Origin of the sequence: Kitasatospora sp. NPDC094028 (genome assembly GCF_049543595.1) — a bacterium.
Classification (GTDB): domain Bacteria; phylum Actinomycetota; class Actinomycetes; order Streptomycetales; family Streptomycetaceae; genus Kitasatospora.
This window is the reverse complement of the sequence record NZ_JBMVFA010000005.1, coordinates 271,710-283,058: the sequence shown is the minus strand read 5'-3', so window position 1 is coordinate 283,058 and position 11,349 is coordinate 271,710. Positions and strand designations below refer to the sequence as shown.

Below are 11,349 nucleotides of genomic sequence, written 5' to 3'. Positions count from 1 at the left end.
GGGGGGCGGGGGGGCGGCCCGCGCCCCCCGCCGGCGGGGGGCCCGGGGGGCCCCGGGGGGCGGGGGGGCCCGGGGGGGGCGGGGGGGCCCCCGGGGGGGGGGCGCCCCCGCGCGGGGGGGGGGGGGGGCCCCCCGGCCGTACCCGGGGGCTCAGCCGTTGGTGAGCACCAGCTTGTGCTTGCTGGCCTTCTCGACCGCGTCCGGGGTGAACGCCCAGGTCAGCAGCTTGCCCTTGAGCCAGAGGTCGGTCTGGTCGTTGTAGTTGGCGTGGAAGGCGTGGCCGGAGGCGCCGCCGACGTTGATCCAGCGCGAGGAGTCGAGGTCGCTGAGGTCGACCACCATCCGCATCGACGGGATCCAGTCCACCTGGTAGCCCGCGGCCGCGTTCCAGCCGGCCGCGTCGACCGCGGCGGAGCCGCCGGAGAGCCGGTACGGGCCGCGGTTGAGCAGCTTGTGGACGGCGCCGGAGGCGATCGAGGAGTCGTCGGTGCCGAGGGTCTGCTCCTTCAGCTCCAGCTTGTGCAGCCGGCCCCAGCTCCAGGTGGAGATGTCCTTGCTCAGCAGCGAGGTGAGGTCCTGCCGGGCGTCCTTCATCGCCTCCTTGAGCAGGTTGTCCAGGCCCTTCTGCTCCTTGTGGTCGGAGTCGATGTACGTCCACCAGCTGCTGTCGGGCTTGTCGAGCTGCTGGCGGACCACCTCGGTCCAGCGGTCGCCGCCGTCCGGCTGGGCCTTGCCCGGGTCGCGGGTGCCGCACTCGTTGACGATCCGGCTGCCGCTGTCCGGCTTGGTCGGGTCGCCCTGCTGGCGGACCAGCAGGCAGTCGCCCTTGGCCCGGAGGTCGGCCGGGAACTTCTGGCCGAAGGCGAGCGTGAGCAGGTTGCGCCAGACGCCGTTGTAGTAGGCGGCGGCGGCCGAGTCGGCGTCCTGGTGGTAGTTCCAGTCCTTCAGCAGGTCCTGGGCCTCGCGCACGTACGGGTCGTCGATCTGCTGCTTGAGCAGCAGCGGGACGAGCGTCTTGGCCATGATGCTGGTGTTGTCCAGCTGGAGGGTCTGCATGTCGTCCGGCGAGATCTTGCCGTTGTTCTTGAGCAGGCCCTCGATCTGCTCGGTGATCTCCTTGGCGCGGGTGCCGTACTCCCAGTCCTTGGTCAGGTTGTACTTGTAACTCGGGTCCACCACGGCCTGGTTGGCGGTGACGATGTAGCCGGCCGCCGGGTCGAAGCTGTACGGCAGGGCGGAGAAGGGGATGTATCCCTTCCACTGGTAGCCGGAGTCCCAGCCGGGGGCGGGCATGGTGCCGTCGCCCTTGGCGCGGATCGGGATGTCACCCGGGGCCTGGTAGCCGATGTGCTTGGCGTCGGCGTAGATCAGGTTCTGCGCGGGGACGGAGAAGTCCTTGGCGGCGTTGCGGAAGTCGTCCCAGTTCTTCGCCTTGTCGAGCCCGAAGACGGCGTCCATGGTCTTGCCGGGGTTGAGCGCCGTCCACTGCAGCGCGACGCCGTAGCCGGTGGTGCCGCGGTCGGGGGCGGCGCTGCCGTTGGGCGCGTACTTGCCGACGTTCTGCTGCTCGGTGCTCGGGTCGGAGATGAGCGGGGCACCGGTCCTGGTGGTGCGGACGGTGATGGTGCGGTCCTCGCCGCCGGCGACCTTGATGGTCTCCTTGCGGAGGTCGAACTTCTCGTCCTTGCCGTCGACCTGGTACGTGTCCGGGCCGGTGACCTTCTCCAGGAAGAGGTCGCTGACGTCGGCGCCGAGGTTGGTGAAGCCCCAGGCGACGTCCTTGTTGTGGCCGATCACCACGCCGGGCATGCCCGCGAAGGTGAAGCCGGAGACGTCGAACTGGCAGGCCGGGGAGGCCGTCCGGCAGTGCAGGCCCATCTGGTACCAGACCGAGGGCAGGCCGGGGCCGAGGTGCGGGTCGTTGGCGAGCAGCGGCCTGCCGGTGGTGGTGTGGCTGCCCGCGACGACCCAGGAGTTGGAGCCGATGCCCTGGCCGGGGCGGCCGAGCAGCTGCGGCATCCTGTCGACCCGGTCGGTCAGGCTCTGCAGCAGCGCCTTGGTGGTGGCCGCACCCTGGGCGGTGCCGGCGCCGGGGGCGCCGGGGGCCGGGGCGGGGCCGTCCGCCGGGCGGTAGGTGTCGCCGCTGACGGTGCCGGTCTTCACGATGGTGCCGTTGCGGCTGTACGGGTAGTCCGGGTACAGCTCGGCGATCTTGTCCGGCGCGAAGTCCTGGGACAGCAGCGAGCGGTCGATCTCCTCCTGGAGGTTCCCGGAGAGGTTCCAGGCCATCGCCTTGAGCCAGGCCACCGAGTCGACCGGGGTCCACTGCTCGGGCTTGTAGCCGTCGTTGACCAGGCCGAGCAGCGCGTACTCCAACGAGGCCTTCTCGCCGCCGGGGTGCTCGCCGAGCCAGGCGTTCACGCCGTCCGAGTAGGCCTGCAGGTACTTCTTGGTCTCGGGCGACAGCTTGGTGTCGAACTCCTTCTGCGCGACCTGCCGCCAGCCCATGGTGCGGATGAAGGCGTCGTTGTCGACCTGGCTGTCGCCGAACATCTCGGACAGCCGGCCGGCGGTGATGTGGCGGCGGACGTCCATCTCCCAGAACCGGTCCTGCGCCTGGACGTAGCCCTGGGCGCGGAACAGGTCCTCGGGGGTGTCGGCGTAGAGCTGCGGGATGCCGTTGGCGTCCCGCTTGACGTCGACCGGTGCGCTCAGGCCCGCGACCTTGACGCTGCCGTCGACCTCCGGGAAGGAGGCGCGGACCGCGGCGACCCCGCGGTAGCCGCCGTAGCCGACGCCGGCCACCAGCAGCACGACCAGCACGATCACGATCAGACGGGCGCGCCGGAACTTCTTCAAGCGGGGCATCTGGGTCCTTGCGGTCCTGACTTCGGGGCGGGCGGGCGTGTCCAGGGCCTGGTGCCGGGACAGGGCACCACATTAGGCCGAGTCGGCCGGACGCTGTGAACGGGGGACCAAGCTAAAGATATGGCAAAATGTTAGACTGAGTAACGATCCGCAAGAGGAGCATTGACGACTTCTTAACGGGTCACCCCCAGCACCACCCAGACACCCCGTCCGCCCCTGCCTGCCCGAGGTGCCCCTGCGTGAACGTCGCCCACCTGAACCAGATCCTGCTCGAATCCTCCGTGATCCTGCTGGTCGCGGTGGTCGCGGTGCGGTTCTCCACCAGATCGGGGCTGCCCAGCCTGCTGATCTACCTGGGGATCGGCGTCGCACTGGGCCAGAACGGAATCGGCGTCACCTTCAACAACGCCGAGCTCACCCAGGTGCTCGGCTACGCGGCCCTGGTGGTGATCCTGGCCGAGGGCGGGCTCAAAACGAACTGGCGCGAGGTCAGACCGGCGATGCCGGCCGCCACCGTGCTCGCCACCGCCGGCGTCGGGATCAGCGTCTTCGTCACCGCGGCCGGCGCGCACTGGCTGGTCGGCCTGGACTGGCAGACCTCGCTGCTGCTCGGCGCGATCGTCTCCTCGACCGACGCCGCGGCCGTCTTCTCGGTGCTGCGGATGGTGCCGCTGCCGCACCGGCTCACCGGCCTGCTGGAAGCCGAGTCCGGATTCAACGACGCGCCCGTCGTCATCCTCGTCGTCGCCTTCGCCGGCACCGGCGAACTCGACACCTGGTACGTCCTGCTCGGCACCATCGTCGCCGAGCTCGCGATCGGCGCGGCCGTGGGCCTCGCGGTCGGCAAGCTGGGCGCGTTCGCGGTCAAGCACGTCGCGCTGCCCTCCTCGGGCCTGTACCCGATCGCCGTGGTGGCGCTGACCGTGCTCGCCTACGCCGGCGGCGCGCTGCTGCACGGCTCCGGCTTCCTCGCCGTCTACATCAGCGCCGTGATCCTCGGGAACTCCAAGCTCCCGCACGGACCGGCCGTGCGCGGCTTCGCGGACGGCCTGGCGTGGATCGGGCAGATCGGCATGTTCGTACTGCTCGGGCTGCTCGCCGCGCCCGAGAGCATGGGCGACGCGGTGATCCCCGCGCTGGTGATCGGCACGGTGCTGGTGTTCGTCGCCCGACCGCTGTCGGTGGTGCTCACCCTCACCGCGTTCCGGGTGTCGATACGCGAGCAGGCGCTGCTCAGCTGGGCCGGACTGCGCGGGGCGGTGCCCATCGTGCTGGCCACCATCCCGGTGGTGTCGGGCGCGCACGGGGCCGACGACGTGTTCAACATCGTCTTCATCCTGGTCGTCGTCTTCACCCTGCTCCAGGGGCCGACCCTGCCCTGGGTGGCCAAGCGGCTGCGGATCGGCGAGGGCGCGATGGGCCAGGACCTCGACATCGAGTCCGCCCCACTGGAGAAGCTGCACGGGCACCTGCTGTCCGTCTCGCTCGCGCCGGACTCCAGGATGTCCGGGGTCGAGATCAGCGAGCTGCGGCTGCCCAAGGGGGCGGCGGTCACCCTCGTCGTACGGGAGGGCAGCTCCTTCGTGCCGGACAAGGCGACCATGCTGCGCGGCGGGGACGAACTGCTGGTGGTCACCACGGACGAGGTCGGCGAGGCGGCCGAGCGGCGGCTGCGGGCCGTCGACAAGGGCGGCAAGCTCGCGGGGTGGCTGAACGGGAAGTGATCCCGGCCGGGGCGGGACGGGGCTGGGGATGCGGGGGCTCGGGGGTGCGGGGGCTCGGGGGTGCGGGGCTCGGGGGTGCGGGGGTCGTCTCGTCCAGTGAGCCGGTTCACCGGGCCGGCCTAGCGGGTCTACGCGCGTAACCGGTATGCTGGGGCGGATACTCCGTTCGACTACTGTGAGAACACACCCAGCATCTGCCTGACGCAGAGTTGGCGCGACCGCTCGGCGGCCGCGGTCCGGACCCCGGCCCACCGGCCGGGCCGACCCGGTATCTACCCCGGTCGACGCGCGAGAGGACGACTCTCGGCGCCGTCGGGGCCACCCCATGCCCTGCCGCGCTACCAGGCAGCAGGAAGGACCGACCGTGACGGCCCGCCGAACGGTCGACGACTCCGCGCAGATCGCGGACAACACCGGCACCGCAGCCCAGGCCCCCGCCCGCGTCGGGTACGGCGCGCTGCTGCGCACCCCCGGTGCCTGGAGGTTCCTGGCGCCCGCCCTCGTCGCGCGGCTGCCCTACGCGATGCTCAGCATGGGCATCCTGCTGCTGGTCACCAAGACCCACGGCTCGTACGGCACAGCCGGCACGGTCACCGCCGTCGCCGCCGTCGCCCAGGCCCTGATCGGGCCGCAGACCGGGCGGCTCGCCGACCGGTACGGCCAGGCCGCGGTGCTCGTCCCGACCGTGCTGGTGCACGGCGCCGCGGTCGGCCTGCTGATCGCGCTGGCGCTCGGCCACGCGCCGGCCTGGAGCCTCTTCCTGGCCGCCGTCCCGGCCGGCGGCAGCGTGCCGCAGATCGGCGCGATGGTCCGGGCCCGCTGGGTGGCCCGGTTCACCGCGGACGGCCCGTCCGACGCCGCCGCGGCCCGGGTGAGCACCGCCTTCGCCTTCGAGTCCGTCACGGACGAGTTCACCTTCGTGATCGGCCCGATCCTGGCCTCCGGGATCGCCGCCTTCGCCAACCCGGCGGCCGCGCTGGTCGCCGAGGCCTCGCTGACCCTGGTCGGCGGCCTCGCCTTCGCCGCGCAGCGGCGCACCGCCCCCGCCCGGATCGTCCCCGAGCCCGGGGTGCGGCGCGCCTCCGCGCTCGCCTCGCCGGGCGTGCGGCTGCTGGCCGCGGCGTTCCTCGGGGTCGGCACGGTCTTCGGCGGGATGCAGGTCTCGGTGAACGCCTTCGCCGACTCGGTCGGGCAGCACGACGCCGGCGGCACCGTGTACGGGATCTTCGCCGGCGGCTCGATGCTGGCCGGCGTGCTGTACGGCGTGATCGCCTGGCGGCGGCCCGTCCAGCAGCGGATGGTCCTGAGCTACTCGATGCTGGTGCTGGGCGCCTCGGTGCTGTGGGCGATGCCCAACCTGGTCGCCCTCACCGTCGCCGGGCTGGTCTGCGGCCTGGCCATCGCACCCACCCTGATCAGCGGCTACACCCTGGTCGAGACGCTCGTCCAGGACGGCGCCAAGACCGAGGCCTTCACCTGGCTGACCGGCGCGATCGGGCTGGGCCTGGCGATCGGCTCGATGGTGGCCGGCAAGCTGATCGACGGGCACGGCCCCTCGGTCGGGTTCCTGGTGCCGGTGGTCGGCGCCGGGCTGGGCCTGGTCGCGCTGGTGTCGCTGCGGCACCTGCTGGTGGCGCCGGGGACGGCGAGCCGGGTGGTCGCGGGCTCCGCGGAGCGCGGCGGCGCCGGGGCCCTGGTGGGGGCGGTCGAGGGCTGAGCGGGCGGCGGGGCTGAACCCGGGCGGGCCCATCTCACACCCGGGGTCGCTGGACTGATCCCGCGGAATACCGCATCATTGACCATCGTTAGCACTCATCAGGCGAGAGTGCCAGGAGGAAGCAAGTGCCCACGTACCAGTACCAGTGCACCGAGTGCGGCAACGGCCTGGAGGCGGTGCAGAAGTTCACCGACGAGGCGCTGACCACGTGCCCCGACTGCCAGGGACGGCTCCGCAAGGTCTTCTCCGCGGTCGGCGTCGTGTTCAAGGGCTCGGGCTTCTACCGGACCGACAGCCGCTCGTCCTCCAGCAGCTCGGTGGGCGCCGGATCCTCGTCCTCGACGTCCTCGACGACCTCCACTTCGTCGTCGTCCACGTCCTCTTCTTCTTCGTCGTCCTCCTCGACGACCTCGTCGGCCCCGGCTTCGACCGCGAGCTGACCTCGGCGCAGGCCGGCTCGGCCGGCGGCCCGGTGAAGGCGTCCGAAGGCTCTCCAGGCTCTCCAGGCTCTTCGGAGGCTCACCAGGGCTTCGAGAACGCTTCGAAAAAGGCCCGTCGCTCCCGCTTCACGCGGGGCGGCGGGCCTTTTCGCGTCCGGTTCCAAACCTCGGGCGGGCCGAATTGATCCGTAGGGGGGAACCGGGTTTCGGATGGGGGCGGGTTTTCCACAGGCGGGGGGAAAAGGATTTCCCGTGACGGGTGGAGCGCGCATCGTGTGGGCACCGGCGATCGACCGACCGGCTGATCGACCGACCGAGTGCGGAGGTGCCCGATGACCGCCCTGAGCTTCACCGTCCCCCTGCCCGCCCCCACCGTCCCGCCCCGGCGGGAGGTGCCGAGCTTCCCGCCGATCCGGCGCGGGTGCGGCGGCCGGCACCGCTGGCGGGCCGCCGTCCGGCGGCGGGCCGGGCCGGCGCTCCTCCTCGGGCTCGCGCTGCTCGTGCTCGCGGTCGCCGCGGCGCTCGCCTCCGGGCCCGCGTGGGCCGGGCTGCCGCCGCCCGGCGGGGGCCCGGTGGGCCGAGCGGGTTGTCAATCCACGGCTTCGGAAGATCACCCGTGACCAGGGAACGACTCCGTCGTTCGAGGCGGCATGAAAGGCTTCAAGGAATTCCTGCTGCGTGGAAACGTCGTCGAACTCGCCGTCGCCGTGGTCATCGGCGCGGCTTTCACCAACATCGTCAACGCCTTCGTCAAGGGCGTGATCAATCCGATCATCGGCGTGTTCGGGAGCAAGGACCTGGCGTCCTACAGCTCCTGCCTCAAGGGGCCCTGCGAGGTGAGCGCCACCGGTGAGGTCACGCGCGGGATCCTCATCCTGTGGGGGTCGGTGCTCAGCGCCGTGCTGCAGTTCCTGATCACCGCGGCCGTCGTCTACTTCGTCCTGATCGTGCCCATGAACAAGCTCGCCGCCAGGCGGCAGACCCCCGCCGAGGCGACGGCCAAGGCGGAGGCCAAGGAGGTCGAACTGCTCACCGAGATCCGTGACGCGCTGGTCGCCCAGCGCTGAGCCCCCGGGGCTCCGACCGGCTGGGGCGCGGCACTACCCGCCGTGGTGCGGCGGGCGCTGGCTCAGGTACCAGTCCAGCCCCCGCCCACCGCTCTCCCCCGCCCCGGGGCGGTCGCCCCAGCCGGTGTCGGTGTCGTCCCGGGACTGCTGGTCCAGCGGGTCGCCGAAGATCAGGCGCGCCTTGGCCCGGGCCCTGGCCCGAGCCTCGCGCTCGTCCTGCGCTCCCTGCGTCTCCGGGGCCACCTCGGCCGCCTCGGCCTCCGGCTCGGACGCCCGTCCCTGCTCGCTCATCCCGTTCACCCCGTCGTTCACCGCGCCACGCCCTGCCGATCCCGCCCCGCCGATCCCGCCGGGCCTGATCCCACCAGCCTACGAGCACCGCCGCACGGCGCGGGCCCGGGTGCGGAGCGCTCCGCACCCGGGCCCGTGGCCGGCGGGATCCGCACCCGCCCCGGTCAGGCGGCTTCGAAGCCCGCGTGGTCGGCGATCTTCTTCAGCTCGGCCAGCGCGTGCTTCTCGATCTGCCGGATCCGCTCGCGGGTGAGGCCGTGCTGCTTGCCCACCTCGGTCAGGGTGCGCTCGCGGCCGTCCTCCATCCCGTAGCGGGAGCGGATGATCGAGGCCGTGCGGTCGTCCAGCCGCCCGATCAGGTCGTCCAGTTCCTCCCGGCGGAGCATGACCATCACGGCGTCCTCGGGGGACGTCGCCCCGGTGTCCTCGACCAGGTCGCCGAACTGGGTCTCGCCCTCGTCGTCGACGGACATGTTGAGGCTGACCGGGTCGCGCGCCCAGTCCAGCACGTCCTTGATCCGGGCCTCGGTGGTGTCCAGCTCGGCCGCGATCTCGGCCGGCTCGGCCTCGCGGCCCAGCTCCTTGGACTTCTCCCGCTGCACCCGGCGGATCCGGCCCAGCTCCTCGACCAGGTGCACGGGCAGCCGGATCGTGCGGGACTGGTCGGCGATCGAGCGGGTGATCGCCTGGCGGATCCACCACGTCGCGTAGGTGGAGAACTTGAAGCCCTTCGCGTAGTCGAACTTCTCGACCGCGCGCACCAGGCCCGCGTTGCCCTCCTGGATGAGGTCGAGCAGCGGGAGGCCGCTGCGCGGGTAGCGGCGGGCGACGGCGACCACGAGGCGGAGGTTCGAGCGGATGAAGACGTCCTTGGCCCGCTCGGCGTCGGCGGCTATCGCCTCCAACTCCTCGCGGGTGACGCCCTTCGGCAGCTCGTCCTCGTCCAGCAGGTGCTGGGCGTACACGCCGGCCTCGATCCGCAGCGAGAGCTCGACCTCCTCGGCGGCATCGAGCAGGGGCGTCCTGGCGATCTCGTCGAGGTACATGCCGACCAGGTCGCGGTCGGCTTCGAAGTTGGTCGGGCGGGCCGCGCGAGTCCGGTCGGCCCTGTCGCGAACGACGGCACGGGTGGCCATGCTTGCTCCCTTTGACTGGTGTTGCCGAGCTCTGCCTGCCTGCCCCCGAGGGCAAGAAGTGCGGGCCCCACCGGGCCTCACACGTAACGATCCAACGAACAGATTCCGGACAACATTCCCAAGTCACTCAGATTCTTCCCGATGATGCAGTATCCTGCCGGTTTTCACCTCGGTTCTGGACGCTCGGTGACGAGTCGGGCACGTCCCGTGCCACTGCGGCGACCGATTCCCGCACATCGGGTTCACCCGGCCGTCATGCGGCCGCCACCCCCTCGGTGAACCCCCGGAAGTTCGTGGACGTTCCCGCGCACCCCCGACTCCCACCCGCTCACGCACCCACGCGCACACCCGGGCGCACGCAGGTCCTCCCCAGAAACGATGCCGAATCGCTATCACTCCAGCTCCCGATCGGCACAGGACACTGGGAAGGTGTCAGGCATGCACCTGACCAACGGCTGGGCGTCCGTCACCGCGCGTCACCGTCGCCTCCTCCGGGACGCGGCGGTCGCGCTCGGATGTGCGGGGGCCTTCGGACTCCTGACGGCCCTGGTGACCGGCCACTGGCACCCGCTCGTCCGGTTCGACCAGCAGTGGGTCGGCGAACTGCACCTGCACGCCCGGGACCACCGGATCTGGACCGCCTCGGTGCAGACGCTCTCCGACATCGGCGGCACCGTCACCATGCGTGTCCTGCTCGGCATCGCCGCCGGCTGGCTCTGGCTGATCGGCGCCCGGGTGCTGGCCGGCTGGGTGGCCGCCCAGGCACTGATCGGCTGGGGCGCCCAGTGGGCGCTGAAGCTGGCCGTCGACCGGCGGCGGCCGGAGTTCCCCGACCCGGTCTCGCACGCCGGCGGCCCCGCCTTCCCCTCCGGGCACGCGATGGCCTCGGCGATCACCTGCGCCGTCCTGGTCGCGCTGCTCTGGTACCGGGTCGGCCGGCGCGGTCGGACCGCGGCCGTCGCGGTGGCCGCCGCGACGGTGCTGACCATCGGCTGGACCAGGGTCGCCCTCGGCGTGCACTGGCCCAGCGACGTGCTGGCCGGCTGGCTGGCCGCCGGGATGGTGCTCGGCGCCGTCACCGCCGTCACCGAGCTGTGGCGCCCCGGCGCGCTGGCCCGCGACGTACGGAGGGTCAAGTGGCGTACCAGGCCCCGGGTCCAGCGCGTCCTCGCGCCGCCCGTCCGGCCGGTGGCCGACACCGAATCGTCCGACGAGGCCGCCGGGGCCGCCGAGCGGATCGATGAGACGGCCGGTCAGAAGGGCTCCTGGCCGACCCGGTGACCCGCGGGCCCCGGGCCGAGCGGCTCCGACCCGGTCGCGTACGCCGCCCGGCACGTCCTGGGCTGACCTCCGGGGGCACCGGGAGGTGCCGGCGGCACGGAACGCGACGAAGGCCCGGGCCGAGGGATCATCCCTCGGCCCGGGCCTTCGTCGTGTTCTCCGCTGTGCCCCAGACAGGAATCGAACCTGCGACACCGGCTTTAGGAGAGCCGTGCTCTATCCCCTGAGCTACTGAGGCCGGGGCCCGCTCGCGGGCTCCGGGCGGCCGGCCCCGGAGGGTGGCCACCGAGGGCTCAGTGTAGCGGGTCGGGCGGTGCGGGGACGGTTGCCCGGTGATCTTGCGGGCTCAGGGCTGGGAGGGGACGGGGCGGGGCCGGTGCTGGAGGTCGACGGGGTTGTCGGGGTCGGCCGGGGGCGGGGTGGCGGCGGGGGCCGGGGGTGCGGTCGGGAGCTTGGCGGAGGGGTTGGTGGGGGCCGGGGGCACGGGGCGGGTGACGGCCGGGGGCGGGGTGGCGGCGGGCGGGGTGGCGGCGGGAGGGGCCGGGTTCGCGGGGAGCGTCGGCGGGGCCGGCGGGGTCGGCGGGGCCGGGACCGCGGTCGGCGGGGGCGGGGAGGCCGGGGCGACCGGGGAGGCCGGGGTGGTCACGGAACTCGGGGTGGGGGCGGAGGGCGCCGCGGTGGAGGTGCAGGCGGTGGCGGCGAGGAGGAGCAGGAGCAGGGCGGCGGGTCGTTTCATGGGGAGGGCGTCTCCGGTGGGGTCGTGTCCGGGGTTGGACGGTGCCGGTGGCGAAGCGGTTCCCCGGACGCGCCGGTGCCCGGCCCGCT

General features: G+C 72.5%; 10 protein-coding genes and 1 tRNA gene. 6 read left to right on the top strand and 5 right to left on the bottom strand.

All coding sequences use genetic code 11. From position 1 onward, the window contains the following. Positions 1-150 precede the first annotated feature (150 nt). Complete coding sequence (locus ACPC54_RS11390) at positions 151-2,868, bottom strand: penicillin acylase family protein (RefSeq protein ID WP_498963705.1); 2,718 nt, start codon at positions 2,866-2,868, stop codon at positions 151-153. Between the two features lie 239 nt (positions 2,869-3,107). On the opposite strand from ACPC54_RS11390, the gene ACPC54_RS11385 reads away from it, so the two are divergent. The 5 genes from ACPC54_RS11385 to mscL all read left to right on the top strand — a co-directional run bounded on the left by ACPC54_RS11385 (position 3,108) and on the right by mscL (position 7,816). Next, on the top strand, positions 3,108-4,592 hold the full coding sequence (locus ACPC54_RS11385; protein WP_498963703.1) for a potassium/proton antiporter: 1,485 nt from the start codon (positions 3,108-3,110) through the stop codon (positions 4,590-4,592). Between the two features lie 364 nt (positions 4,593-4,956). Next, positions 4,957-6,309 carry an MFS transporter gene (locus ACPC54_RS11380; protein ID WP_498963701.1) on the top strand — a complete coding sequence of 451 codons (1,353 nt, stop codon included), beginning with the start codon at positions 4,957-4,959 and terminating at the stop codon, positions 6,307-6,309. Positions 6,310-6,434: 125 nt separating this feature from the next. Further along, on the top strand, positions 6,435-6,749 hold the full coding sequence (locus ACPC54_RS11375) for an FmdB family zinc ribbon protein (protein WP_498963699.1): 315 nt from the start codon (positions 6,435-6,437) through the stop codon (positions 6,747-6,749). Positions 6,750-7,081: 332 nt separating this feature from the next. Continuing rightward, entirely contained in the window at positions 7,082-7,369 is a 288-nt protein-coding gene (locus ACPC54_RS11370) for a hypothetical protein (RefSeq protein WP_498963698.1), read from the top strand. Between the two features lie 30 nt (positions 7,370-7,399). Then, positions 7,400-7,816 carry a large conductance mechanosensitive channel protein MscL gene (mscL, locus tag ACPC54_RS11365; RefSeq protein WP_498963696.1) on the top strand — a complete coding sequence of 139 codons (417 nt, stop codon included), beginning with the start codon at positions 7,400-7,402 and terminating at the stop codon, positions 7,814-7,816. A 33-nt stretch (positions 7,817-7,849) separates the two neighbouring features. Here mscL and ACPC54_RS11360 read toward each other — a convergent pair whose 3' ends face one another. After that, the gene (locus ACPC54_RS11360) at positions 7,850-8,107 is read right to left on the bottom strand and encodes a hypothetical protein (protein WP_498963694.1); all 258 of its coding nucleotides are present in this window, start codon (positions 8,105-8,107) and stop codon (positions 7,850-7,852) included. 164 nt (positions 8,108-8,271) lie between these two features. Then, positions 8,272-9,243: a sigma-70 family RNA polymerase sigma factor gene (locus ACPC54_RS11355; protein WP_498963692.1), complete on the bottom strand. Its 972-nt coding sequence runs from the start codon at positions 9,241-9,243 to the stop codon at positions 8,272-8,274. A gap of 438 nt (positions 9,244-9,681) precedes the next feature. Between ACPC54_RS11355 and ACPC54_RS11350 the strand changes: the two genes are divergently transcribed. After that, positions 9,682-10,524 (top strand): phosphatase PAP2 family protein, encoded by an 843-nt coding sequence (locus ACPC54_RS11350; protein WP_498963690.1) that lies wholly within the window; start codon positions 9,682-9,684, stop codon positions 10,522-10,524. Positions 10,525-10,689: 165 nt separating this feature from the next. On the opposite strand, the gene ACPC54_RS11345 is transcribed toward ACPC54_RS11350, so the two are convergent. Next, positions 10,690-10,762, bottom strand: a tRNA-Arg gene (locus tag ACPC54_RS11345). Positions 10,763-10,870: 108 nt separating this feature from the next. Beyond that, positions 10,871-11,260, bottom strand: a complete 390-nt coding sequence (locus tag ACPC54_RS11340; RefSeq protein WP_498963688.1) for a hypothetical protein — start codon at positions 11,258-11,260, stop codon at positions 10,871-10,873. Between the last annotated feature and the right edge of the window lie 89 nt (positions 11,261-11,349).